This window comes from Hymenobacter properus (assembly GCF_015694735.1).
GTDB classification, from domain to species: Bacteria; Bacteroidota; Bacteroidia; order Cytophagales; family Hymenobacteraceae; genus Hymenobacter; species Hymenobacter properus.
This window is the reverse complement of sequence record NZ_JADQDP010000002.1, coordinates 529,570-555,190: the sequence shown is the minus strand read 5'-3', so window position 1 is coordinate 555,190 and position 25,621 is coordinate 529,570. Positions and strand designations below refer to the sequence as shown.

The window sequence follows — 25,621 nt, the reverse complement described above, 5'->3', positions numbered from 1 at the left end:
TGCGCCATGATGATTTAGAAATTGAGGCCGCCTTCGCGGGCACCTTCAGCCAATGATTTTACGCGACCGTGGTAGAGGTAGCCGGAGCGGTCGAACACCACTTTCGTGATGCCTTTCTCCTGGGCTACGGCGGCGAGCTGCCGGCCTACGGCGGCGGCCAGGGCCACGCCGTTACCACCTTCGGCGGTTACTTTTTTCGAGGAAGCGGCAGCCAGCGTGCGGCCAGCCGTGTCGTCGATAATCTGGGCGTAGATGCCCGTGTTGCTGCGGAACACCGACAGGCGCGGACGCTCCGAGGTGCCGGACACTTTCGTGCGGATGATGCGCTGAATCCGCTTGCGGCGAGTTGCTTTATCAAATGCCATGATGCGAATTTATTTAGAAGCCGTTTTACCAGCTTTGCGACGGATAACTTCACCCACGAAGCGCACACCTTTGCCTTTGTAGGGCTCTACTTTGCGCAGCGAACGGATTTTGGCGGCCACTTGGCCCAGCAGCTGGTTGTCGATGCTGGTCAGGGTCACGATGGGGTTTTTGCCTTTTTCGGTAACGGCCGTGGCGGCTACTTCTTTCGGCAGGGCCAAGTACACGTTGTGCGAGTAGCCGAGGGCCAGCTCCAGCGTGCTGCCGGTGGCGGTGGCCTTGTAGCCTACGCCCACCAGCTCGAGCTGCTTGGTGAAGCCGGTGCTCACACCGGTTACCATGTTGTTGATGAGGGCGCGGTAGAGGCCGTGCATGGCCTTGTGGCGCTTCTGCTCAGTGGGACGGGTTACGGTGAGGGTACCGTCTTCGATGGCTACGGCGATGTCGCGGTCCACCGGCGTGGTCAGCGTGCCCTTGGGGCCTTTCACCGTCACCGTGTTGTCTTTGTCGACCGAGATGGCGACCCCAGCGGGGACGGCAATCGGCAGTTTACCAATACGTGACATAATTGAATTTGCTAAAGCGGTTCCGGACTAGTACACGTAGCACAGCACCTCGCCGCCCACGTTCTCGGTTTTGCACTCTTTCTCGGTCATCACGCCTTTCGAGGTCGAGATGATGGCGACGCCCAAGCCGCTGAGGACGCGGGGCAGGTTGTCGGCGGCCACGTACTGACGCAAGCCGGGCGTCGAAACGCGCTGCAGCTTGGTGATGGCGGGAGCCTTCGTGGTGGGGTTGTACTTCAGGGCGATTTTGATGGTGCCCTGAACCGACGAATCATCAAAACGGTACGACTGGATGTACCCTTTGTGGTACAGCACTTTCGTGATTTCCTTTTTGATGTTGCTGGCCGGGATTTCTACCACCCGGTGGTTCGCCTTGATGGCGTTGCGTACCCGGGTCAGGTAGTCGGCAATGGGGTCAGTGTTCATTGATAATTAAATACGTCCGCTTTTTTCGGAGCGCAAAGATAAGAAAATTTCGCCCGGCTGCCAATGGCGCCTAACGAAATTTCGGGTTAAGACTACTTGGCACGTCCGGCGACGGTCCGGCCAATGGTTTCTTTCGGCAACCTGCCAAATGATTTTGAGGCACGCCTCAGGTTTGGGAGTGCAAAGGTAGCGGGCTTGCAGGGGCTTTTGCAAGTGCCTGACAGAAATATTCTTGGAAGCCGAACGGCCGCCGCGCCTAAATCACCGCACCGACTAAGAGGCTATTCCTGCTTCAGATGCTTGAGAATGGCAATCACGTCTTCTTCCCCATGCGCAGGCTCGGCTTCCTGAAAGGTCTGATGGACGACGTTGGCCAGCGGCGTATTCGAGCCCTCAGCTTTGGCTAAGCGCAGGTCTTTGGCGAGCAGCTTCAGAGCGAAAGCGGCCTGGTAGTTCTCGTTGAGGATAGCCTCGCCCTTGAGATTAATGAAGATGCTGGCAAGGGCACTGCTTTTGATGAGGGCGAGCAAGTCGGCCGTTTCCAACCCGTGCTGCTGGGCGAAGAGCACGGCTTCGGCCAAGCCCTGCGCCTGGAAGCCGAGCATGGTGTTCATGGCCAGCTTAGCGGTGTTGCCAGAGCCGGTGGAGCCTACTCGTAGCGCCAGCTTGCCGAGGTGGGCAAACAAGGGCTCGGCCTGCTTGAATGCTTCCTCCTCCCCGCCCACCATAATGGCGAGTTGGCCAGACTCCGCTTGCTTCACGCTACCCGACACGGGCGCATCAAGGTACTGATGACCTTTAGCACGGCTGAGCTTGGCCATTTCCTGACTGACTCCGGGTGAGACGGTGCTCATGTTGACGAGCAGCTTGCCGGTGGTAGCCGACTGCAACAGGCCGTGCTCCCAGGTGAACAACTCACGGATGGCCTGGTCATCCGAGACCATGAGGAAGATAACTTGGGCGGCGTCGAGCACGGCGGCGGGCGTGGGGGCCACGGTGGCACCGTCGGCGCGCAGGGCTTCGGCTTTGGCGGGGTTGCGGTTATATGCGGTGACGGGGAGGCCAGCGGCCAGTAAGCGGCGGGCCATGGGCGTGCCCATGTTGCCGAGGCCAATCCAGCCGGTGGTTGTGGTGGTTTCCATAAGGGGTTTTTGAAGGTTAATGCGCTATAGCATGCCCTAAGCGCAGGCTGCCTATAACGGCAAACGGGGCAGCTCCGACTATTGGAGCAGCCCCGTTTGTACCTCTAGTAGTCCAATAGCTGGACATCTACCTCCCCCATACTTAGTTAATCGGCTGGAACAGCCGGCTCCACCGCACCTTGTGCAACAGGTCCGCATTGGGGTCAAGCGAGAGCCAAGTGAACACGGCTTTGCCCACGATATGGTCTTCGGGCACGAAGCCCCAGAAGCGGGAGTCCTCGGAATTATGGCGATTGTCGCCCATCATGAAGTAGTAGTTCTGCTTGATGGTGTAGCGCGTGAGGGGCTGGCCGTGCTGGTATATCATCCCATCCCGCCAGGTGATGCCCTCGTTGTGCTCGTATTGCGACACGATTTTGTAGTAGATGGCGGCATTGGCGGGCGTGAGAGCAATGGTTTGGCCCTGGCGCGGCACGGGCAGCGGGCCGTACTCGTCAAGCTGCCAATGGTTGGGTACGCTGCTGGCGGCCTGCGATACGTCGAAGTCGGCCACGTCGGGGAACAGCTGCACGGGATACTCCAGCACCGCCAGCGACTGCACGTAGGGCTGACCACGGAAATAGGCGGCCACCTCGGCCGGGCAGCTGATGACGAAGCCGGGCTTGCCCGTTTCGGGATTGGCAACGGCGCGGGGCACGCCGTCGGGCTCGCGGTAGTCGACCACGCCCTGGGTGCGCAGGGCGGCCAGGATTTCATCGTTCGGCGCGGCCACCTGCATGAAGTAGGTGGTTTGGGGCCGGCCGGCTACGGCGCTGGGCTGGCCGTTGAGGAACACCTGGCCGTGGCGCAGCGTCAGGGTGTCGCCGGCCACGGCGATGCAGCGCTTGATGAGATTGGTGCGCAGGTCGGCTGGGCGCTGCGGCTCGTGCGGCACGTGGAATACCACCACGTCGTTGCGTTTCACCGTGCTGAAACCCGGGAAGCGGTAGGTGGGCAGTTGGACGAGGTCGGAATAGCTCTGCGGGCCGCCTTCCCACAGCGTTTGGTGCGTGAGGGGCACTTGCAGCGGCGTTTGGGGCGTGATAGGGCCGTAGTGCAACTTACTCACCATGAGGTAGTCGCCCACCAGCAGCGTGCCTTCCATGCTTTCCGAGGGAATGGTGTAGGCCTCCACCGCTGACCAGCGCAGCAGCGTAGCCGCCACAATGGCGAAAATCAGGGAGTCGGCCCACTCACGGGTTTTGCTTTTGGCCAGTTTGGGAGAAGGGTTAGCTCTACGGGAAGAGAAGTAGGGAATGCGCATAAGGAGTGTGTTGAAGTAATAGCTGCGTAGTATCGCAATACTTTCATCAACGCAGTTGCTCTTCCCCTATTGCTAAGCTGTCTCTCCCCTACTCCCGCGACCCTAGCAGCAATGAAAACGGGAGTAGCGGCAGTATTCGGCATCTGCCTAATTTTCGACCCCAACAGTGGGCGAATTGTAATTGCTGCCATTTACTCTGCTCATCTTACCGAATGCGCCCAGAATGAGGCTATCCCCATCAGTATAATATGAAATAGGAAACCTGTAATGCATGCAGCCTTGACGCATTTCAAGGGTATTTCGCGTTTTGTTAAATTCCGAATAGTAAACAGTATAATGGTTCCAAACCACAAATTCTGGCTGTGGCAGCATGCTGAACTCACCGATTATGATTGTAGAATCCTTGGGTGCTTTATCTCGACGCCATTCGCCTTTGATTCGCTTTCTTATATCAATAGGGTTTTTGTGCCTGCAGCCGAACAACGCACTAGCAACATAAAAGCAAATTAGGCAGGTATATTTCATGTGAATAGCCGAGAGGCAAAAGCAAAATTCCCAAGCCGAAGCCTTTGCAGACCTCAACTTGGGAATTAAAACCTTATTGCGAAAATCGAAGCTTACCAGCTCGACTTGGTCACACCGGGAATCTTCCCAGCGAGGGCCATTTCGCGGAAACGCACGCGGCTGATGCCAAACTTGCGCATGTAGCCGCGGGGGCGGCCGTCAATCATGTCGCGGTTGTGCAGGCGCACGGGCGAAGCGTTTTTGGGCAGCTTGTCGAGACCTTCGTAGTCGCCGGCAGCTTTCAGCGCCTTACGCTTCTCAGCGTAGCGGGCCACGGTGGCAATGCGCTTGCGCTCCCGTGCTTTGATGGATTCTTTAGCCATGAGTTCGGAAGATTAAGCGTCTTTTTTAGCGTTGGCGAAAGGCATACCGAACGCCTTCAGCAGTTCGTAGCTCTGCTCGTCGTTCTCGGCGGTGGTCACGAACGTGATGTCCATGCCCGAGATGCCTTTGATTTTGTCAATCGAGATTTCGGGGAAGATGATTTGCTCCTTCACGCCGAGCGTGTAGTTGCCACGGCCGTCGAAACCTTTGTCGTTGATGCCTTTGAAGTCACGTACGCGGGGCAGGGCCACCGTCAGCAGGCGGTCCATGAACTCATACATGCGCTCGCCGCGCAGCGTCACTTTTGCACCGATAGGCATGCCTTCGCGGAGCTTAAAGTTCGACACTGATTTCTTGGCGATGGTCGGAACAGCCTTCTGGCCCGTGATTTGGGTCAGCTCTTCCACGCCGTTGTCCACCAGTTTCTTATCGGCAACGGCCGCGCCAATGCCGCGGTTGATGCAGATTTTGGTGATGCGCGGTACCTGCATGATGCTCTTAAACTGGAATTTCTCCTGGAGCGCCGGTACTACGTCTTTCTGATAAATATCCTTGAGTCGTGCCATGATAGGTGCGGATTAAGCGTTGGCCGAATCAACTTTCTTCACGTTCGACACGTGAATCGAGCCTTCGATTTTGGTGATGCCGCCCTGGGGCGACTTAGCGCTCGGCTTGTTGTGCTTGGTCATCAGGTTGAGACCTTCCACCACCACGCGCTGGGTTACCCGGTTCACCGACTTAATCACGCCGGTTTTGCCCTTCTCGTCGCCGGCAATCACCTTCACGGTATCGCCCGACTTCACGTGCAGCTGCACGGGGTCTGCTTTCTTGATAGCCATGGTTTAGATTACTTCGGGGGCTAGGGATACGATTTTCATGAACTGACGCTCACGCAGCTCGCGGGCCACCGGCCCGAAGATGCGCGTGCCGCGGGGCTCGTCGTTGTTGTTGAGCAACACGGCGGCGTTGTCGTCGAAGCGGATGTACGAACCGTCTTTGCGGCGCACTTCCTTCTTCACGCGAACTACCACAGCCTTGCTCACGGTGCCTTTCTTGGCGTTGCCCGAGGGCAGTGCCGACTTGATAGCCACCACGATTTTGTCGCCTACCGAGGCGTATTTCTTGCCCGTGCCACCCAGTACGCGGATGCAGAGGACTTCCTTGGCGCCGCTGTTATCGGCCACCGTCAGGCGGGATTCTTGCTGTATCATTGTTCTGGATTACTTAGCGCGTTCAACAATTTCAACCAGGCGCCACCGCTTGGTCTTGCTCAGCGGACGGGTGCTCATGATGCGCACCGTGTCGCCTTCGCCGCACTCGTTTTTCTCGTCGTGGGCGTGGAATTTCGTGGTTTTGGTCACGAACTTACCGTACTTGGGGTGCTTCTGTTTCTGCACCACAGCCACGGTGATGGACTTGTCCATCTTCGAGCTCGTTACCGTGCCGGTGATTTCCTTGCGCATGTTGCGCGAGTCTTCAGCTACGGCTTGGTCTTGGGTTGTTACGTCGGTTGCCATCGGTTATTGAGCGGAGTTAGTGGACTGCTCGCTCTTGCGACGGTTCTGCTCGGTGAGCAGACGGGCGACAGTCTTACGGTTAGCCTTGAGACGGGCGGGGTTTTCCAGGGGCGAAATCGCGTGGGCGAAACGCAGCTGCTGGCCCTGGGCCTGCTCGGATTTGAGTTGCTCTTTCAGCTGGTCAGCCGAAAGGCCTTTGAGGTCGGTCTTGTTCTTCATCGGAATTAGGCGGCTTCAGTGTAGTCGCGGCGAACCACGAAAGAAGTTTTCACCGGCAGTTTCTGGGCAGCCAGACGGAGCGACTCCTTGGCTACTTCCAGCGAAACCCCGTCCGACTCGAACATGATTTGGCCGGGCTTCACGCAGGCTACCCAATACTCGGGCGAGCCTTTGCCCTTACCCATGCGCACCTCAGCGGGCTTCTTGGTAATCGGCTTGTCGGGGAAAATGCGAATCCATACTTGCCCTTCGCGTTTCATGGCGCGGGTCATGGCGATACGAGCAGCCTCAATTTGGCGAGCCGTAATCCAAGACACTTCCAGCGACTTGATAGCGAACGAACCGAAGTCAATGGAGCTGCCGCGGTAGGCCAGGCCTGTCACGCGACCCTTTTGCATCTTGCGATACTTGGTCCTTTTCGGTTGTAACATTTTAGTTTATTGTAAAAAGAGTGTTCTTAAAAGAGAGGGGCGAACAGCCAAACATTTCACTTCGTTCACCTAAGCGGCAAACGAAGTGAAATGCGCTTGACAAGTTCTAGCGACGCGGGCCACGGCCAGCACCGCCGGCAGCACCACCGCCTTGGGCGGGGCCGTTGCGACGGGGACCGGCGTTGTCGCCAGCACCGCCACGGGGGCCACGGTCGTTGCCGCCACGGCCACCGGCACCACCGTCACGACGGGGGCCACGGTCGCCTTCGCGACGCTCGCCGCGGGGGCCGCGGTCGTCACGACGACCACCGCCACCTTCGCCACCACCGGGGTTGGTGAGCTGCTGGTTCGGCGAGAGGTCGGGCTTGCCGAACACCTCACCGCGCATCACCCACACCTTGATGCCGATTTTGCCATACACGGTCTGAGCTTCCGACAGAGCGTAGTCGATATCGGCGCGCAGTGTGTGCAGCGGCGTACGACCCTCTTTGTATTGCTCCGAACGGGCGATTTCAGCACCGCCAAGACGGCCACCGCACTGAATCTTGATGCCTTCGGCACCAACACGCATAGCGGCCTGAATCGACATCTTCATGGCGCGACGGAAGGAGATACGAGCGGCCAGCTGCTGGGCGATGCTCTCGCCTACCAGTTTGGCATCCAGCTCCGGACGCTTAATCTCGAAGATGTTGATTTGAACGTCTTTGCTGGTGATTTGCTTCAGCTCGTCCTTAATCTTGTCAACCTCCTGGCCGCCTTTGCCAATCACCACACCCGGACGAGCCGTGTTGATGGTGATGGTGATGCGCTTCAGGGTGCGCTCAATCACGATGCGGCTGATGCCGCCTTTCTGAATGCGCGCGTTGATGTATTTGCGGATTTTCTCGTCCTCCACCAGTTTCTCGGCGAAGTCCTTGCCGCCGTACCAGTTGGAGTCCCAGCCCTTAATCACGCCGAGGCGGAAGCCGGTTGGATTTACTTTTTGTCCCATGTGTGGTTAGGCGTTGGCTTCGTTGTCGGTGGAAGCGGTTTTAGCGGCTTGCGCCTGGGCGGCTTTCGAGCCAGCCTTCTCAACCTTCGTGTCGATTTTCAGCGTCACGTGGTTGCTGCGCTTACGAATGCGGTGGCCACGGCCCTGGGGGGCGGGGCGCAGGCGCTTCAGCTGACGGCCTTCATCCACGAAAATCTCGCTGATGTAGAGGTTGGCGTCTTCGATGCGCTCGTCTTCGTTATGCTGCTGCCAGTTGGCCAGGGCCGACAGGAGCAGTTTCTCAATCTTCTCGGCGCCGATATTGGCTTCGAAGCGCAACAGGCCGAGGGCCTGGGTCACTTTCTTGCCGCGCACGAGGTCGGCCACCAGGCGCATTTTGCGCGGCGAGGTGGGCACATTGCGGAGTTTAGCTACTGCTTCCATCTTAGCGCTTGCCTTTATCTTTTTTGGCGATGTGACCACGGAAGTTGCGCGTCGGGGCGAATTCGCCCAGCTTGTGCCCTACCATGTTCTCGGTCACGTACACCGGGATGAACTTATTGCCGTTGTGAACAGCGAACGTGTGGCCCACGAAATCCGGAGAAATCATCGAGCGGCGCGACCATGTCTTCACCACCGATTTCTTGCCGGCCGTGTCGAGGGCCGTGACTTTCTTTTCCAGCCGGAAGTCAATGTACGGCCCTTTTTTTAGTGAACGTGCCATCTATTACTTCTTGCCTTTGCGGCTCACAATGAGGTTCTCCGAATACTTGTTCTTGTTGCGGGTCTTCTGGCCCTTAGCCAAAATACCGTTGCGGCTGCGCGGGTGACCACCCGACGACTTGCCTTCGCCACCACCCATGGGGTGGTCAACGGGGTTCATCACCACGCCACGAACGCGCGGACGACGACCAGCCCAGCGGTTGCGGCCGGCTTTGCCCATGCGGGTGTTCATGTGGTCGCCATTCGAAACCGTACCTACCGTTGCCATGCAGGTCACGAGCACCATGCGCATCTCGCCCGAAGGCAATTTCAGCGTGGCGTAACGGTCTTCGCGGGCTACGATTTGAGCGTAGGTACCAGCCGAGCGGGCCATGGCAGCGCCTTGGCCGGGGTGCAACTCGATGTTGTGCAGGATGGTACCGAGGGGAATCTCGCGCAGGGGCAGGGTGTTGCCCACTTCGGGAGCCACGCCCGGGCCCGACACAATCGTCGTGCCTACCTGCATGCCGGCGGGCGCAATGATGTAACGCTTCTCGCCGTCAGCATAGTTGAGCAGGGCGATGCGCGCGGTGCGGTTGGGGTCGTACTCGATAGTCTTCACCACGGCCGGAACACCGGCTTTGTCGCGCTTGAAGTCCACGATGCGGTACTGGGTTTTGTGGCCACCGCCGATGTAGCGGTTGGACATCTTACCGGAAGAGTTCCGGCCACCCGTTTTGTTGAGGGAAGTCAAGAGCGACTTCTCCGGGGTCGACGCGGTAATCTCGTCGAACGCCGGCGCAACGCGGAAGCGCTGCCCTGGGGTTGTTGGTCTGAGTTTTTTGAGTGCCATTACTAGCTAGTTGTGCTTTTGCGGCGGAAAAATAAAGGCAGCCTACAGGTTGCCGTAGAAGTCGATAACGTCGCCTTCTTTCACGGTTACGACGGCTTTCTTGCCGTGGGCGCGACGGCCGGTTACTTGGCCGCCTTTGGTGCCACGGGTTTTCATTTTGCCAATGGTGCGCATCGTGTTGATGTCGGTCACGGTCACGCCGTACAGCGCTTCGATGTCCTTCTTGATTTGCACTTTGTTGGCGGTGCGCTCCACTTCAAAAGTGTAGCGGCCTTTTTCGTTGAGGCCGGTGGCCTTTTCGGTCACGATGGGGCGTTTCAGCGTGCTCATTATTCGGCGGTGCTATAGAGTTCAACCAACGATTTCAGGCCGTCTTCCGCAATCAGGAGCGTGTCCGTGTTCAGCAGGTCGTGGGTGTTGAGGCCCACGGGCGTCGACACGGTCACTTTCTGCAGGTTGCGGGCGCTCAGAACCACGTTCTTGTTCACCTCGCCGGTCACCAGCATGGTTTTCTTGCCGTTGTTCAGCTTCAGGCCGTCGAGGATGGCCACGAAGTCCTTCGTGCGGGGGGCATTGAGCGAGATGGTTTCCACGAGAGAAATCTTGCCGTCCTTGGCCAGGCTTGACAGAGCCGACAGGCGAGCTACGCGCTTGGTCTTTTTGTTCAGCTTGAAGCCGTAGTCGCGGGGCTGGGGACCGAAAATGCGGCCACCGCCAACGAACACACCCGACTTCATGGAGCCAGCGCGGGCGCCGCCCGTACCCTTTTGCTTCTTCAGCTTCTTGGTGGTGCGGTTGATTTCGTTCCGCTGCTTGGACTTGTGCGTGCCTTGGCGCTGGTTGGCCAGGTACTGCTTCACGTCCAGGTACATCACGTGCTCGTTTACTTCGAGGCCGAAGATGGCGTCAGACAGGGTCACCTTGCGGCCGGTGTCTTCGCCTTTGATGTTATATACTGCGAGTTCCATCGTACTAGTCTATTTCTCGATTACCACGTAAGAATTCTTCGCGCCGGGAACCGAGCCGCTCACCAGAATGAGGTTCTTGTCGCCTACTACGCGCATCACCTTCAGGTTCTGCACTTTCACGCGGTCGTTGCCCATGCGGCCACCCATGCGCATTCCTTTGAATACGCGCGAAGGCCACGAGCAAGCACCGATAGAACCGGGGTGACGCAGGCGGTTGTGCTGGCCGTGGGTCTGGCCACCAACACCCTGGAAGTTGTAACGCTTCACAACGCCCTGGAAACCCTTGCCTTTGGAGGTACCTACCACGTCCACGAACTCGCCCTCTTCGAACAGAGTAGCGTCGATGGTGGCGCCGGCGGCGTAGGTCGATTCGGCGTCGAGGCGGAATTCAACCAGTTTTTTCTTGGGGGTCGTACCGGCTTTAGCGAAGTGACCAGCCAAGGCTTTGGTGGTGTTTTTGGCTTTTTTCTCGCCGTACCCAATTTGAATGGCGGTGTAACCGTCATTCGCGATAGTCTTAACCTGCGTCACTACGCACGGACCCGCCTCGATGAGCGTGCAGGGAACATTCTTCCCGTCCGGAGTGAAGAGGCTTGTCATACCGATTTTCTTACCGATGATGCCAGGCATTCTATGTGGTTATTAATGAACACAAAAAGAAAACGGCCGAGTGCCGTTTTCGCTAAGGGAGTGCAAAGATAGAAAAAAAGCCACGGGAATCACAATGATGTCCAGAAATATTTTCTGGATGAGGCGGTTAGCTCGGCGGAATTGAATATTTCGCCCGTCAATAAAACCTTTTGCTAAGCAGGACGCCAAATTGGGTCAGAGTCGTCGGTGGGCAGTGAGCCTTGCAAAGCGAGTAAGAGGAAGAACACCACGAAGGCGAGGCCAATCTGCGTTTCAAGCGTGTATTCGACTAAAAACGACAGTGCCACGCTGACGTACTGGGCCAGCAATAGCGGGGCGCATTTGCGGCGGGCCCACCACACGGGATAGAATAGTCCCCAGCAGAAGACTATTAAGCCTACAATGCCATAGGAGGCCAAGTTGTAGAGGTACTGGTTGTGAGGCAGGATGTAATACTCACTAGTCATCTCAGGGTAAGTCTCGGCATAGCGAATAGCCATCTCGCTTTCCAAATCCGGCTTACCTACGCCGAAGAGCTTGTTGTCTTCCCAGACATTCAGGGCTGCTTTATAAGAATACAGGCGGCCGGAGATGGAGAACTTCTTGCCCTCGTCGCTCGTCTTTTGCTGCGCTTTGCTGACGTCTGTTTTCGTATTCGATATCTTATTCCGGAATGTTGGAAACGCTACGTAGCTAAATACCGGCAGCAGCAGCAATACCAAGGCCAACGCGCCAGCCCGTTTCCACTGGCGCTTGCGCAGCACTAGATACAGTACTGCCAAGCCGCCTAGTGCATAGAAGGTCATCTCGCCACTACGCACCGCCAGCATGTGCAGGAACAGCACGAGGCTTACCAATGCCCCAATTAGCCAAGGGCGCCAGGAGGCCCGCACTGCCCGATGCTCTAACAGTAGCACCCCGGCGGCCACGGCCAGTGTAATGAGCAGGCTGAAGCGGATGTGGTCCGGCTCCGTCGGCATTACCTTAGAGCGGTAGTAACTCTCGTTGATTTCGGCGGCGTGAAAGGCGTAATTGATGGTAGCGCCCACCGCGGCCAGCGTCGTCACGCCAATGAGCAGCAGCCAAAGCCCGCGCAAGTAGCGTCCCGGTAGCGGTGGTAGCAGCCAAAAAGCCAAAGGCAGCATCAATAGCGGCAGCTGCATTCCGAGGTCAAACCGATATTCGTCCATGTTAGCCGCCTCCGTGTGCAGGCCCGCAAGCAGGTGTAACCCGAATAACGTAGCAATGCTCCCGAATACCGGCCACAGCGCCCGGTTGGCAATGTGCTTGTGCACCAACGCGTAAACTACCCCAGTCACCGCCAGCCCACCCATGGCAATTCCTAGCGCCACCCGCAGCCAGTTAGCGAGGAAAATGCTAACGATGATGCAAGCGCAGAAGAAGAAAGCAATGCGGTGCAAACGCGCAACGGAAAAGAATGCAAGCATGTAGAAGCAGTAGTGGCCCCGCAAGTTCCAAAGAAAAAGCCCTACTGCAACGCGTGCAGTAGGGCTTTAACTTAATTAAGACTGAAAATCAGTTCCTCAGACTTTGATTTCTACGTCAACGCCGCTGGGCAGTTCCAGCTTCATGAGGGCATCCACGGTCTTTGAAGAGGTCGAGAAGATGTCCACGAGGCGCTTATAGGTGCAAAGCTGGAATTGCTCCCGGCTCTTCTTGTTCACGTGGGGCGAGCGCAGCACGGTGAACTTCTCCTTTTGGGTGGGCAACGGAATGGGGCCGCTCACGATAGCACCGGTGGCCTTCACAGCCTTCACGATTTTCTCGGAGGATTTGTCGACCAGGTTGTGGTCGTAGCTTTTCAGCTTAATGCGAATTTTCTGGTTCATTGTATGGGGGTGGAAGCCGATTGCCTCCTTATAGAAAAGCTTTTTGGATGTTTCTGGTTGCTTATTCCTAGTTGAGTTAACTCAATTCAGGAATAAGCAACCAGAGACTTATTTACCTCCTTTGGTTTTGGCCACGATGGCGTCAGCCAAGTTGCTCGGCACTTGGTCGTAGTGCGAGAACGTGAGCGAAGCCGAAGCACGGCCCGACGACAGCGTGCGCAGGTCGGTTACGTAGCCGAACAGTTCCGACAGCGGAACGTCAGCCTTGATAACCTGAGCACCACCGCGGGTGTCCATGCCTTTCATCATGCCGCGACGACGGTTCAAGTCGCCGGTCACGGGACCGGTGTATTCATCCGGGCACAGCACTTCTACCGACATGATGGGCTCGAGCAGTTTCGGACCAGCCTTCTTGGCAGCTTCACGGAAACCGTCACGGGCGGCGAGTTCGAACGACAGGGCGTCCGAGTCAACGTCGTGGTACGAACCGTGGAACAGACGCACCTTCATGGTTTCGAGCGGGAAGCCAGCCAGCGGGCCACGCTTCATGGCTTCTTCGAAACCTTTCTGGATGGGCTGAATGAATTCGCGCGGGATAACACCGCCCACGATGGCGTTGTCGAACTCAAGACCAGCCTTTTCGGGCTCGGTCTCTTTCGGACCCAGCTCAAACACGATGTCGCCGAATTTACCGCGGCCACCGGTTTGCTTCTTGTAGGTCTCGCGGTGCTCGACTTTCTTGGTGAGAATCTCCTTGTAGGCCACCTGCGGGGCACCTTGGTTGATTTCCACCTTGAATTCGCGCTTCATGCGGTCGATGATGATTTCCAAGTGGAGTTCGCCCATACCGCGCAGTACGGTCTGGCCGGTCTCTTCGTCGGTGTTCACACGCAGCGTGGGGTCTTCCTCGATGAGCTTGGCGATGGCCATGCCCATTTTGTCCACGTCGGCCTGCGTCTTGGGCTCGATGGCGTAGCCGATTACCGGCTCGGGGAAGCTCATGCTTTCCAGTACCAGCGGCTGGCCTTCGGCCGTCAGGGTGTCACCCGTCTTGATGTCTTTGAAACCCACACCGGCGGCAATGTCACCAGCTTGGATTTTGTCAATCGGGTTTTGCTTGTTGGAGTGCATCTGCATGAGGCGCGAGATACGCTCCTTCTTGCCCGTGCGGTTGTTCAGCACATACGAACCGCCGTCGAGCTGGCCCGAGTAGCAGCGGAAGAAGCACAGACGGCCCACGTAGGGGTCGGTAGCAATTTTGAATGCCAGGGCAGTGAAGGGCTCCGTGTTGTCGGGGTGACGCTCCACTTCCTCGCCGCTGTCGGGGTTGGTACCGATGATGGCGGGCATGTCGAGGGGCGACGGCAGGTAAGCCATTACGGCATCCAGCATGGTCTGCACACCTTTGTTCTTGAAAGCCGAGCCGCAGAGCACGGGCGAGAACTTCATGTCGATAACCGCTTTGCGGATAACGTCCATCATTTCTTCGCGGGTGATGCTGTCCGGGTCTTCGAAGAACTTCTCCATCAGCGTGTCGTCGTACTCAGCTACGCTTTCCACGAGCTTTTCGCGCCACTCCTGCACGGTGTCCACGAGGTCTTCGGGAACGGGGATTTCGTCGTACGACTTGCCTTCGGTTTTGTCGTCCCACACAATGGCTTTGCCGGTGAGCAGGTCAACTACGCCTTTGAAGGTGTCTTCGGCGCCAATCGGGATTTGCAGCGGCACGGGGTTAGCGCCGAGCTTGTCTTTGATTTCGGTAACGGCCTTGAAGAAGTCGGCACCAGCACGGTCCATCTTGTTGACGAAGCAGATGCGGGGCACCTTGTACTTGTCAGCCTGACGCCACACGGTTTCCGACTGGGGCTCCACGCCCGATACGGCGCAGAACAAAGCCACGGCACCGTCGAGCACGCGCAGCGAACGTTCTACTTCTACCGTGAAGTCAACGTGGCCGGGGGTGTCAATCAGGTTGATTTTGTACTGCTTGGTGTCGGCCGTCTGGTTGCCCTTGGCGTCGGTGGGGTAGTTCCAGAAGGTGGTGGTAGCGGCCGAGGTGATGGTGATGCCACGCTCCTGCTCCTGCTCCATCCAGTCCATCGTGGCGGCACCGTCGTGCACTTCCCCGATTTTGTGGGTTTTACCCGTGTAATAGAGAATACGCTCCGACGTCGTGGTCTTACCGGCGTCGATGTGCGCCATAATCCCGATGTTGCGGAGGTACTGAAGGTCTTTGTTAACGGCCATTGTTACAAAAAGTGAATGATTGAATGGCTGAATGGGTGAATGAGGTAAATGGTTCCGCTTAGAAACATTCACTCATTCACCCATTCAGTCATTCGCACTTGTATTAGAAACGGAAGTGCGAGAAGGCCTTGTTGGCCTCGGCCATACGGTGGGTGTCGTCCTTTTTCTTCACGGCGGCACCTTCACCTTTGGCGGCAGCGATGATTTCGCCAGCCAGCTTGTCTTTCATGGTCTTCTCACCACGACGACGAGCGTATTGAATCATCCACTTGGCGCCTACCGAAATGCGGCGGTCGGCACGCACTTCAATCGGAACCTGGAAGGTAGCACCACCTACGCGGCGGCTTTTCACTTCCACGGTGGGCATCACGTTGTTCAACGCCTTGCGCCACATTTCGAGGCCGTTCTCCTTGGTGCGCTGCTCCACGAGGTCGCAGGCGTCATAGAAGATGGTGTACGCCAGGTTTTTCTTGCCGTCGTACATCATGTAGTTCACGAAACGGGTTACCAGCGTCTCCTTGTACTTAGGGTCCGGCAGCAGAACGCGCTTCTTCGGTTTGGTCTTTCTCATGATATGGTATAGTTGTCAGTTGTTTGTTGTCAGTTGTCAGTTGCATAGCCGATTGAACGGCCCAACAACTGACAACTAACAGCCAACAACTAAATCATTTACTTTTTCTTACCGGGTGCTGGTTTGCCACCTTTGCCGGTAGCGGCTGCCTGACCGGGCTTCGGACGCTTGGCACCGTACTTCGAGCGGCGCTGCAGACGGCCGTTTACACCGGCGGTGTCCAGGGCGCCACGGATGATGTGGTAACGCACGCCTGGCAGGTCTTTTACCCGGCCACCACGAATCAGCACGATGCTGTGTTCCTGGAGGTTGTGGCCTTCACCGGGGATGTATGCGTTTACTTCCTTACCGTTGGTAAGGCGCACACGGGCCACTTTGCGCATAGCCGAGTTCGGCTTCTTAGGCGTGGTGGTGTACACACGGGTGCACACGCCCCGACGCTGCGGGCACGAATCAAGGGCGGGCGACTTCGACTTGGTAGTCAAAGCCTCACGGCCTTTCCGTACGAGTTGGTTAATGGTTGGCATTTAGAGAATGGTTGGTTTGGAGCCGTTTGCCCCTAAAATTTGGCTTGCAAAGGTAAGAGAATTCCGTGGCAATAGCAAACAGACTGAGGATGTTAATTTTTCGCTCCTGTGGTTTTGTCCAAAAACAAAAGCGCCTCCACTAAGAAATGGAAGCGCTTTCGCGGCTAAAGCATCTGGTTCAGCTTACGCCTCCCCTACCGCGCCGCCGAAGTTCATCGGGTAGCTGGGGGCTTCGGCCTGCATCTTGATGGTGCCGAAGGCGGCTTCAAACCGCTCGATGTTCTCGGTGAGAGCTTGCAGCAGGCGCTTGGCGTGCTCGGGCGTGACGACGATGCGCGCCTTTACCTTGGCCTTGGGCAGGCCGGGCATCATGCGGATGAAGTCAATCACGAACTCGCTGTTGCTGTGCGCAATCATGGCGAGGTTGGCGTATTCGCCCTCGGCCATGGCTTCGGAAAGCTCGATGTTAATGGCGTTGGGGTCCGGGTTTTGGTCGGTTGGTTGCATTATAGATTAACTGTACTCTCTACTCTCAATTGTTTGAGCTTGCTTATAGTCGTAGAGATTGTGAAAAGCGACACAATGACTGTTAGGCCAATGCCAGTGTATCCGAGCAAGTCAAAGAATTCTAGTGGAACAGAATTACTATGTGCATTAACAATGCCGAACACACAGTACGTTACTTGAAGTCCTACTAACCAAATAGCAGATACAAGTAGTGCGATGTACTGGGCCTTTTTCCAACGGGTCATTCCGACAAAGAAACAAAAAAGCCGACCGGTTTCCACCGGTCGGCTTCTTATTGCCTTAGTGAGGCTGATTACTCAGCCGACACTTCGCGCTTGCCAGCACGGCTGGGGCGCTTAGCGGGAGCGGCGGCTTCGGCGGTCTGGGCGGCTTGGGCAGCCTCCATTTCCTCTTTCGAGCCTACTACCTGACGCGTGTACTCGCGCAAGCCAGTACCGGCCGGGATGAGGTGACCAACGATTACGTTCTCCTTCAGGCCCAGCAGCTGGTCGGCCTTGCCACGGATGGCGGCTTCGCTCAGCACCTTGGTCGTTTCCTGGAAGGACGCGGCCGAGATGAACGAGGCCGTACCCAGCGACGCCTGCGTGATGCCTTGCAGCGTGGGGCGCGAAACGGCGGGCTGGGCATCGCGCACTTGCACGAGGGCAAGGTCGCGGCGACGCAGGCTGCTGTTCTCGTCGCGCAGGCGACGGGCCGTCACAATCTGACCGGGCTTCAGGTTGGTCGAGTCACCGGCTTCGGTCACCACCTTCATGTCGATAATCATGTCGTTCTCGGCCATGAAAATGATTTTGTCAATCACCTGGTTTTCGAGGAACGACGTGTCACCGGCATCCAGAATCACGACTTTCTGCATCATCTGGCGGACGACCACCTCGATGTGCTTGTCGTTGATTTTCACACCCTGCAAGCGGTACACTTCCTGAATCTCGTTCACGAGGTACTCCTGCACGGCGCCGGGGCCCTGAATGTTCAGGATGTCGGTCGGCGTGATGGCACCGTCCGACAGCGGCGCGCCGGCGCGTACGAAGTCGTTGTCCTGCACCAGGATGTGCTTCGACAGCGGCACCATGTACTTCTTCTTCACGCCGTCTTTCGACTCCACGAAGATTTCGCGGTTGCCACGCTTCACCGAGCCGTAGGTTACCACGCCGTCGATTTCCGACACCACGGCCGGGTTCGACGGGTTGCGGGCCTCGAACAGTTCGGTCACGCGGGGCAGACCACCGGTGATGTCGCGGGTTTTGCCCACCGAACGCGGAATCTTGGCCAGGATGTGACCGGCCGTGATTTTGTCGTTGTTCTCCACATTCAAGTGCGAGCCCACCGGGATGCTGTAAGCCTTCTGGCCTTCCACATCGCCTTTTTTGCCGGGGCGCACAATGATGGACGGGTTCTGGTCCTTGGCCTTCGATTCGATAATCACCTTCTCGCGGTGACCGGTCTGTTCGTCCGATTCCTCGCGGTAGGTGATGCCTTCGGTGATGGCGTCGAACACCACGGTACCGTCGAACTCGGCCAGAATAACGGCGTTGTAGGGGTCCCAGGTGTTCAGCTCGGTTCCTTTCTCCACTTCCTGGCCTTCTTTCACCAGCATGAACGAGCCATAGGGCACGTGGTTGGTGGTGAAGACGCGGCCGGTGCCTTTCTCCACGATGCGGATTTCGCCCGAGCGGCCCATCACCACGTCGGTTTTGCGGCCTTCGCCGTCGGTGGTAGCCACCGTGCGAACGTCTTCGAATTCCACAACACCGGCGAATTTGGCTTTGATGCTCGATTCAACCGCGATGTTCGATGCCGTACCACCTACGTGGAAGGTACGCAGGGTCAGCTGCGTGCCGGGCTCACCAATCGACTGAGCGGCGATAACACCCACGGCCTCACCCCGCTGTACCATACGGCCCGAAGCCAGGTTGCGGCCGTAGCACTTGGCGCAGATGCCGCGCTTGCTTTCGCAGGTCAGCACCGAGCGGATTTCCACCGATTCGATACCAGCCTGATCGATGCGACGGGTCATGTCTTCCTTGATTTCCGAGCCCGAAGCCAGCAGCACTTCGTTCGTGTTCGGGTCCACGATGTCGTGCACCGTCACGCGGCCGAGGATGCGCTCCGACAGCGGCTCCACGATGTCCTCGTTATCTTTCAACGCGAAGGTCTCGATGCCACGCAGCGTACCGCAGTCCTGCTCGTTCACAATCACGTCCTGCGACACGTCTACCAGACGACGGGTCAGGTAGCCGGCGTCAGCCGTCTTCAGCGCCGTGTCGGCCAGACCTTTACGGGCACCGTGCGTCGAGATGAAGTACTCGATTACGTCGAGGCCTTCTTTGAAGTTCGACAGAATCGGGTTTTCGATAATCTCGCCAATCGAGCCTTGCAGCGACTTCTGGGGCTTGGCCATCAGGCCGCGCATCCCGCCCAGCTGACGAATCTGCTCGCGCGAGCCGCGGGCCCCCGAGTGCATCATCATGTAGATGGAGTTGAAGCCCTGGTTTTCCTTCTCCAGACGGCCCATCAACGTTTCCGTAATCTGGTTGTTGATGCGCGTCCAGATGTCGATAACCTGGTTGTAACGCTCGTTGTCGGTAATCAGACCCATCTGGTAGTTCTGCGTCACCGCAGCCACGTCGGCCTGGGCTTGCGCCACCAGTTCGTCTTTCTCCTTGGGGATGTTGATGTCGCCCAGACCCATGCTCAAGCCGCCTTTGTAAGCCGACTGGAAGCCCAGGGTCTTGATGTCATCGAGGAATTGCGCAGTGCGGGCCATGCCCGTGCGCTTAAACACCAGCGAGATGATTTGCTGGAGCTTCTTCTTGGTGAGCAGTTCGTCCACGAAGCCCACTTCCGTCGGCACCAGTTGGTTGAACAGCACGCGGCCGGCCACGGTCTCGATGACTTTCGTCACGAGGTCGTCGTTCTCGTCGCGCACCTGCGTCCGTACCTTGATGAAGGCGTGCTTCGAGAGCTGGCCTTCGTTAATGGCGATAACCACTTCCTCGTCGGAGTAGAACATGCGGCCTTCGCCGGCTACTTTCTCGTTGTCGGTGCTGCGCTTGCCTTTGGTCACGTAGTACAGCCCGAGCACCATGTCCTGCGACGGTACCGCAATGGGCGCGCCGTTGGCGGGGTTCAGGATGTTGTGCGAGGCCAGCATGAGCATGGAGGCTTCCAGGATAGCGGCCGGGCCGAGGGGCACGTGCACAGCCATCTGGTCACCGTCAAAGTCAGCGTTGAAGGCCGTACAAACGAGCGGGTGCAGCTGGATAGCCTTGCCCTCGATGAGGCGCGGCTGGAACGCCTGGATGCCTAAGCGGTGCAGCGTAGGAGCACGGTTGAGGAGCACCGGGTGGCCTTTCAGCACGTTTTCCAAGATGTCCCACACCACGGCGTCCTTGCGGTCCACAATCTTCTTGGCCGACTTCACCGTCTTCACAATGCCGCGCTCGATGAGCTTGCGGATGATGAACGGCTTGAACAGCTCGGCCGCCATGTTCTTGGGCAGGCCGCACTCGTGCAGCTTCAGCTCCGGACCTACCACGATTACTGAACGACCAGAGTAGTCGACACGCTTACCGAGCAGGTTCTGACGGAAGCGGCCCTGCTTGCCTTTCAGCATATCGGACAGCGACTTCAGGGCGCGGTTGCCTTCGGCGCGCACGGCGTTCACCTTACGCGAGTTGTCGAACAGCGAGTCCACAGCTTCCTGCAGCATGCGCTTCTCGTTGCGCAGAATCACCTCGGGCGCTTTGATTTCAATCAGGCGCTTGAGGCGGTTGTTGCGGATGATAACGCGGCGGTACAGGTCGTTCAGGTCGGAGGTAGCGAAACGGCCGCCGTCCAACGGCACGAGGGGGCGCAGTTCCGGCGGAATCACCGGCACCATGCGAATGACCATCCACTCGGGCTTGTTCTCGATGCGGGTAGCAGCGTCGCGGAAAGCTTCCACCACGCGCAGGCGCTTCAGCGCCTCAGCCTTGCGCTGCTGCGAGGTTTCGTGGGCGGCAGAGTCACGCAGCGAGTAGCTCAGTTCGTCCAGGTTGATGCGCTCGAGCAGCATTTGCAGCGCATCGGCACCCATCTTGGCGATGAACTTCTGCGGGTCCTCGTTGGGCAGCATCTGGTTTTCGCGGGGCAGCTTGTCAATCACGTCGAGGTACTCGTCCTCGGTCATGAAATCGAGTTGCTGCACGCCTTCCTCAGCCATCGTACCGGGCTGAACGACTACGTACCGCTCGTAATAGATAATCTGGTCGAGCTTCTTGGTGGGCAAGCCCAGCAGGTAGCCGATTTTGTTCGGCAAGCTTTTGAAGTACCAGATGTGAGCAACGGGCACTACCAGTTCGATGTGGCCCATGCGCTCACGACGCACCTTCTTCTCGGTCACTTCCACGCCGCAACGGTCGCAGATGATGCCCTTGTAGCGGATGCGCTTGTACTTACCGCAGTGGCATTCCCAGTCCTTCACCGGACCGAAAATCCGTTCGCAGAACAAGCCACCCATTTCGGGCTTGTAGGTGCGGTAGTTGATGGTTTCAGGCTTCACCACTTCGCCGGTGCTCCGCTCCAGAATTGCTTCGGGCGAGGCCAGCGAGATGGTGACTTTGGAGAAGTCCTGAACTACTTTCTTGTTTTTTGCAAAAGCCATTTGATTGGTTTTAAGCGTTTAGCTGTTGGCTTTGTTGCTGTTTGAGCCTTCGCCCATCGCCAGATGGGCGCAAGGGTTCCAAACAGTTCGACACTTCAAAAAGTGCCTTTGCGCAACAGATAGGTATGTCAGGCAAAGGCACTTTCAAAAAGGTCTATTTTATTAATCTCACCGTCAGGGCGAAGGATGGGAAGGCCTTCGATTAAGATTCGTCGGGGTTTTGTTGCTGTTATGACCATATCTCGGAACAGCCCCCGCTCCTCTTTCACCGAAGCGTTTTCGCATCCTCATTTACCAGAGCCGCTCAGTCAGCCGCTCGTCTTGCCTGCCGGTTCGTTATTGGTTTTTGGTTGTTGGTTTTTTGCTCTGACGAACTAAAAACCAACAACCAAAAACCTTAAACCAATTAATCCATCGTGATTTCCAGTGCCAGACCACGGAGTTCGTGGAGCAACACGTTGAAGGACTCGGGGATATTCGGCTTGGGCAGCACGTCGCCTTTTACAATGGCTTCGTACGCCTTGGCGCGGCCCACCACGTCGTCCGACTTCACAGTCAGGATTTCCTGGAGGACGTTGGAAGCACCGAAGGCCTCCAATGCCCACACTTCCATCTCGCCGAAGCGCTGGCCACCGAACTGCGCCTTACCACCCAGCGGCTGCTGCGTGATGAGCGAATACGGCCCGATGGAACGAGCGTGCATCTTGTCGTCCACCAAGTGACCCAGCTTGAGCATGTAAATCACGCCCACGGTCACCGGCTGGTCGAAACGGTCGCCCGTCAGACCATCGTGCAGGTAAGCACGGCCCCAGTCGGGCAAGCCAGCTTCGGTCAACTCGCGAGCTACTTCGTCTTCGGTAGCGCCGTCGAAAATCGGAGTCGAGTAAGTACGACCCATTTTCAGACCAGCCCAGCCAAGTACGGTCTCATAAATCTGACCGATGTTCATGCGGCTCGGTACACCCAGCGGGTTCAGCACAATGTCCATCGGCGTGCCATCGGGCAGGAAGGGCATGTCCTCATCGCGCACGATGCGGGCTACTACCCCTTTGTTACCGTGACGGCCGGCCATTTTATCACCCACCTTCAGCTTGCGCTTTTTGGCGATGTAAACCTTGGCCAGTTGCACGATGCCAGCAGGCAGTTCGTCGCCCACTTCCAGCGTGAAGCGGTTGCGCTTGAAGCGAGCCGTGATGGTGTTGCGGCGCTTGGCGTAGTTTTTCACTAGCTCCTGCACCAACCCATTCACGCGGGCATCAGCGGTCCAGCCTTCCATCACCAAGTCCTTGAACAGGTTGGCTTCTTCAGGCACGGCGTAGTTGCTCTCATCCTTGTAAGGGTTCTTCTCCGGGAACAAGCCTTCCACAATGTTCTTGCGGTTGAACTTCACGCCCTTCGAAATCATCTCCTCGCCAAAGCGGTGCTTGATGCCCTGCGACGTCTTGCCTTCCAGCAGCTGCACCAGCTTGTCGACCATGATGGCACGCACGCCACGGAGTTCCTGAGCGTACTTGTCCTTCAGGTCTTCCACTTCCTTCTTCGACTTGGCCCGGAGGTTTTTGTCTTTCTTCGGACGCGAGAAGAGCTTGGTGCCGATAACCACACCGTTCAAGGAGGGCGGTGCCTTAAGCGAGGCATCCTTTACATCGCCGGCCTTGTCGCCGAAGATGGCGCGGAGCAGCTTCTCTTCCGGAGTCGGGTCCGTCTCGCCCTTGGGCGTGATTTTACCAATCAGGATGTCGCCTTCCCGCACCTCGGCGCCGAGGCGGATGATGCCGTTGTCGTCGAGGTTACGCACGGCTTCTTCGCTCACGTTCGGAATCTCCGAGGTCAGTTCTTCTTCGCCACGCTTCGTTTCGCGCACTTCCAGTTCAAACTCCTCAATGTGAATCGAGGTGAAGATGTCGTCGCGCACCACGCGCTCCGAGATGACGATGGCATCTTCGAAGTTGTAGCCCTGCCACGGCATGAAGGCTACCTGCATGTTGCGGCCCAGGGCGAGTTCGCCCTGGTTGGTGCCGTAGCCTTCGCACAGGGGCTGGCCTTTGCTCACCCGCTCGCCGCGCTTCACGAGCGGCGTCAGGTTGAGGCAGGTATCCTGGTTGGTGCGACGGAACTTGATGAGGTCATAAGTAACCCGTTCGGCGTCGAAGCTCACGAGGATGTCGTCCTCCGAGAGGTCGTACTTCACCACAATCTTGTTGGCGTCCACGAAGTCAATCACGCCTTCGCCTTCGGCCACCACCAGCACACGCGAGTCGGTAGCAATGCGGCCTTCCAGACCCGTGCCCACAATCGGAGCCTCGGGGCGGAGCAGCGGCACAGCCTGACGTTGCATGTTCGAGCCCATAAGTGCACGGTTGGCGTCATCGTGCTCCAGGAACGGAATCAGCGAAGCAGCTACCGATACAATCTGGTTCGGGGCCACGTCCATGTAGGAGTACTCCTCGGGGCTAACCACGGGGAAGTCACCCTCGAAACGGCCTTTCACCAGTTCCTGAGTCAGCTTACCGTTCTCGTCGAGCAGCGAGTTGGCCTGGGCGATGTGGTGCGTGTCCTCTTCCTCAGCGGTCAAAAACTTTACATTTTCGCTCATGTCCACCTTGCCCGACTTCACGTCGCGGTAAGGCGTCTCGATGAAGCCCATCGAGTTCACACGAGCGTGCACGCACAGAGACGAAATCAGACCGATGTTCGGGCCTTCCGGCGTTTCGATGGTGCAAAGACGACCGTAGTGCGTGTAGTGCACGTCACGTACCTCGAAACCAGCGCGCTCACGCGACAGACCTCCCGGCCCGAGTGCCGATACGCGACGCTTGTGCGTCACCTCAGCCAGCGGGTTCGTCTGGTCCATGAACTGCGACAGTTGGTTCGTACCGAAGAACGAGTTGATAACGCTCGACAGGGTACGGGCATTAATCAGGTCAACCGGCTTGAAGTCCTCGTTGTCGCGCACGTTCATACGCTCCTTGATGGTACGGGCCATACGGGCCAGGCCCACGCCAAACTGAGCGTAGAGCTGCTCCCCTACCGTGCGCACACGGCGGTTGCTCAAGTGGTCAATGTCATCGACAATGGCCTTCGAGTTAATCAAGCCAATCAGGTACTTCACGATGAGAACAATGTCCTCATTGGTCAGTACCCGCGACTCCTGCGCCATGTCAATCTGCAGCTTCTTGTTAATCCGGTAGCGGCCCACTTCCCCGAGGTCGTAGCGCTTGTCCGAGAAAAACAGCTTCTGGATGATGTCGCGGGCAGTTTCTTCGTCCGGCGCTTCCGTGTTACGGAGCTGACGGTAAATCTGCTCCACAGCTTCCTTCTCCGAGTTGGAGTTGTCCTTCTGCAGCGTGTTGTAGATGATGGCGAAGTCCGCGATGTTCACGTTCTCGCGGTGCAGGATAACCGACTTGGCGCCGGCCTCCAGAATCACGTCGATGTCAGCGTCCTCAATCGTGGCATCGCGCTCCAGCAACACTTCGTTGCGGTCGATGGATACCACTTCGCCGGTGTCCTCGTCCACGAAGTCTTCCGTCCAGGTGCGCAGCACCCGAGCGGCCAGCTTGCGGCCCACCACTTTCTTGAGGTTTTTCTTGTCGGCTTTCACCTCTTCCGACAGCCCGAACAGGTCGAGAATGTCTTTGTCAGTGCCGTAGCCGATGGCGCGAAGCAGCGTCGTCACCGGGAATTTCTTCTTCCGGTCGATGTACGCGTACATCACGTTGTTCACGTCCGTAGCAAATTCAATCCACGAACCTTTGAACGGAATAATACGGGCCGAGTACAACTTGGTACCGTTCGTGTGCTTGCTCTGGGCAAAGAACACGCCCGGCGAGCGGTGCAGCTGCGATACGATAACGCGCTCGGCGCCGTTGATAACGAACGAGCCCTTTACGGTCATGTAAGGGATGTTCCCGAGAAACACCTCCTGCTCAATCGTCTCGAAGTCCTCGTTGTCCTTATCATTGCAAATCAAACGCAGCTTGGCTTTCAGCGGAACCGAATAAGTCAAACCACGGTCGATGCACTCGTCAACCGAATATTTCGGCGGGTCGACGTGGTAATCGATAAAGTTGAGCACGAAGTTTTCGCGCGAATCCGAAATCGGAAAGTTTTCGGCGAACACTTTGAACAATCCTTCGTTAGAACGACGCTCAGCAGCGGTTTCCAACTGAAAGAATTCCTGGAACGAGCGCACTTGCACATCCAGGAAGTCCGGGTACTCAATAACCTTCTTAATCTTGGCGAAATTGATTCGCTCGGCGGCCGTTTTCTTGA

At 57.4% G+C, this 25,621-nt stretch carries 27 protein-coding genes; all 27 read right to left on the bottom strand.

The genetic code is table 11. From position 1 onward, the window contains the following. Positions 1–14 precede the first annotated feature (14 nt). On the bottom strand, positions 15–365 hold the full coding sequence (gene rplR / locus I2I01_RS08575; RefSeq protein ID WP_196286029.1) for a 50S ribosomal protein L18: 351 nt from the start codon (positions 363–365) through the stop codon (positions 15–17). A 9-nt stretch (positions 366–374) separates the two neighbouring features. After that, complete coding sequence (gene rplF / locus I2I01_RS08570) at positions 375–929, bottom strand: 50S ribosomal protein L6 (protein WP_196286028.1); 555 nt, start codon at positions 927–929, stop codon at positions 375–377. 27 nt (positions 930–956) lie between these two features. Beyond that, a complete protein-coding gene (gene rpsH, locus I2I01_RS08565) occupies positions 957–1,355 on the bottom strand; it encodes a 30S ribosomal protein S8 (RefSeq protein WP_068191741.1) in 399 nt (132 codons plus the stop codon). 281 nt (positions 1,356–1,636) lie between these two features. Next, positions 1,637–2,497, bottom strand: a complete 861-nt coding sequence (locus I2I01_RS08560; RefSeq protein WP_196286027.1) for an NAD(P)-dependent oxidoreductase — start codon at positions 2,495–2,497, stop codon at positions 1,637–1,639. Positions 2,498–2,639: 142 nt separating this feature from the next. Next, a complete protein-coding gene (gene lepB, locus I2I01_RS08555) occupies positions 2,640–3,800 on the bottom strand; it encodes a signal peptidase I (RefSeq protein ID WP_196286026.1) in 1,161 nt (386 codons plus the stop codon). A gap of 617 nt (positions 3,801–4,417) precedes the next feature. Further along, the gene (gene rpsN, locus I2I01_RS08550) at positions 4,418–4,687 is read right to left on the bottom strand and encodes a 30S ribosomal protein S14 (protein ID WP_035567891.1); all 270 of its coding nucleotides are present in this window, start codon (positions 4,685–4,687) and stop codon (positions 4,418–4,420) included. A gap of 12 nt (positions 4,688–4,699) precedes the next feature. After that, a complete protein-coding gene (rplE, locus tag I2I01_RS08545; RefSeq protein ID WP_196286025.1) occupies positions 4,700–5,254 on the bottom strand; it encodes a 50S ribosomal protein L5 in 555 nt (184 codons plus the stop codon). Between the two features lie 12 nt (positions 5,255–5,266). Further along, positions 5,267–5,527 (bottom strand): 50S ribosomal protein L24, encoded by a 261-nt coding sequence (rplX, locus tag I2I01_RS08540; protein ID WP_196286024.1) that lies wholly within the window; start codon positions 5,525–5,527, stop codon positions 5,267–5,269. 3 nt (positions 5,528–5,530) lie between these two features. Beyond that, positions 5,531–5,899 carry a 50S ribosomal protein L14 gene (rplN, locus tag I2I01_RS08535; protein WP_196286023.1) on the bottom strand — a complete coding sequence of 123 codons (369 nt, stop codon included), beginning with the start codon at positions 5,897–5,899 and terminating at the stop codon, positions 5,531–5,533. 9 nt (positions 5,900–5,908) lie between these two features. After that, the gene (gene rpsQ / locus I2I01_RS08530) at positions 5,909–6,205 is read right to left on the bottom strand and encodes a 30S ribosomal protein S17 (protein WP_196286022.1); all 297 of its coding nucleotides are present in this window, start codon (positions 6,203–6,205) and stop codon (positions 5,909–5,911) included. A 3-nt stretch (positions 6,206–6,208) separates the two neighbouring features. Next, complete coding sequence (gene rpmC, locus I2I01_RS08525; RefSeq protein WP_196286021.1) at positions 6,209–6,424, bottom strand: 50S ribosomal protein L29; 216 nt, start codon at positions 6,422–6,424, stop codon at positions 6,209–6,211. Between the two features lie 5 nt (positions 6,425–6,429). Beyond that, positions 6,430–6,855: a 50S ribosomal protein L16 gene (rplP, locus tag I2I01_RS08520; protein ID WP_196286020.1), complete on the bottom strand. Its 426-nt coding sequence runs from the start codon at positions 6,853–6,855 to the stop codon at positions 6,430–6,432. A 106-nt stretch (positions 6,856–6,961) separates the two neighbouring features. After that, on the bottom strand, positions 6,962–7,846 hold the full coding sequence (gene rpsC, locus I2I01_RS08515) for a 30S ribosomal protein S3 (protein WP_196286019.1): 885 nt from the start codon (positions 7,844–7,846) through the stop codon (positions 6,962–6,964). A gap of 6 nt (positions 7,847–7,852) precedes the next feature. Beyond that, positions 7,853–8,269: a 50S ribosomal protein L22 gene (gene rplV, locus I2I01_RS08510; protein ID WP_196286018.1), complete on the bottom strand. Its 417-nt coding sequence runs from the start codon at positions 8,267–8,269 to the stop codon at positions 7,853–7,855. Between the two features lies 1 nt (position 8,270). Next, on the bottom strand, positions 8,271–8,549 hold the full coding sequence (gene rpsS / locus I2I01_RS08505; protein ID WP_190925685.1) for a 30S ribosomal protein S19: 279 nt from the start codon (positions 8,547–8,549) through the stop codon (positions 8,271–8,273). 3 nt (positions 8,550–8,552) lie between these two features. Next, positions 8,553–9,380: a 50S ribosomal protein L2 gene (rplB, locus tag I2I01_RS08500; RefSeq protein ID WP_196286017.1), complete on the bottom strand. Its 828-nt coding sequence runs from the start codon at positions 9,378–9,380 to the stop codon at positions 8,553–8,555. A gap of 42 nt (positions 9,381–9,422) precedes the next feature. After that, entirely contained in the window at positions 9,423–9,710 is a 288-nt protein-coding gene (gene rplW / locus I2I01_RS08495; protein WP_196286016.1) for a 50S ribosomal protein L23, read from the bottom strand. Next, positions 9,710–10,348, bottom strand: coding sequence for a 50S ribosomal protein L4 (gene rplD, locus I2I01_RS08490; protein WP_196286015.1), 639 nt, complete (start codon positions 10,346–10,348; stop codon positions 9,710–9,712). The genes rplW and rplD overlap by 1 nt, the downstream gene beginning before the upstream one ends. A gap of 9 nt (positions 10,349–10,357) precedes the next feature. Then, entirely contained in the window at positions 10,358–10,978 is a 621-nt protein-coding gene (rplC, locus tag I2I01_RS08485; RefSeq protein ID WP_196286014.1) for a 50S ribosomal protein L3, read from the bottom strand. 173 nt (positions 10,979–11,151) lie between these two features. Then, positions 11,152–12,450, bottom strand: coding sequence for an O-antigen ligase family protein (locus tag I2I01_RS08480; RefSeq protein ID WP_196286013.1), 1,299 nt, complete (start codon positions 12,448–12,450; stop codon positions 11,152–11,154). A 72-nt stretch (positions 12,451–12,522) separates the two neighbouring features. Then, a complete protein-coding gene (gene rpsJ, locus I2I01_RS08475) occupies positions 12,523–12,828 on the bottom strand; it encodes a 30S ribosomal protein S10 (RefSeq protein ID WP_190925673.1) in 306 nt (101 codons plus the stop codon). A gap of 108 nt (positions 12,829–12,936) precedes the next feature. Continuing rightward, entirely contained in the window at positions 12,937–15,075 is a 2,139-nt protein-coding gene (gene fusA, locus I2I01_RS08470) for an elongation factor G (RefSeq protein ID WP_196286012.1), read from the bottom strand. 103 nt (positions 15,076–15,178) lie between these two features. Next, positions 15,179–15,646 carry a 30S ribosomal protein S7 gene (gene rpsG, locus I2I01_RS08465; protein WP_196286011.1) on the bottom strand — a complete coding sequence of 156 codons (468 nt, stop codon included), beginning with the start codon at positions 15,644–15,646 and terminating at the stop codon, positions 15,179–15,181. 98 nt (positions 15,647–15,744) lie between these two features. Then, the gene (rpsL, locus tag I2I01_RS08460; RefSeq protein WP_196286010.1) at positions 15,745–16,173 is read right to left on the bottom strand and encodes a 30S ribosomal protein S12; all 429 of its coding nucleotides are present in this window, start codon (positions 16,171–16,173) and stop codon (positions 15,745–15,747) included. A 183-nt stretch (positions 16,174–16,356) separates the two neighbouring features. After that, entirely contained in the window at positions 16,357–16,680 is a 324-nt protein-coding gene (locus tag I2I01_RS08455) for a DUF3467 domain-containing protein (protein ID WP_196286009.1), read from the bottom strand. A gap of 313 nt (positions 16,681–16,993) precedes the next feature. Next, positions 16,994–21,346: a DNA-directed RNA polymerase subunit beta' gene (gene rpoC, locus I2I01_RS08450; protein WP_196286008.1), complete on the bottom strand. Its 4,353-nt coding sequence runs from the start codon at positions 21,344–21,346 to the stop codon at positions 16,994–16,996. A gap of 406 nt (positions 21,347–21,752) precedes the next feature. Next, a complete protein-coding gene (rpoB, locus tag I2I01_RS08445; protein ID WP_211537926.1) occupies positions 21,753–25,598 on the bottom strand; it encodes a DNA-directed RNA polymerase subunit beta in 3,846 nt (1,281 codons plus the stop codon). Between the last annotated feature and the right edge of the window lie 23 nt (positions 25,599–25,621).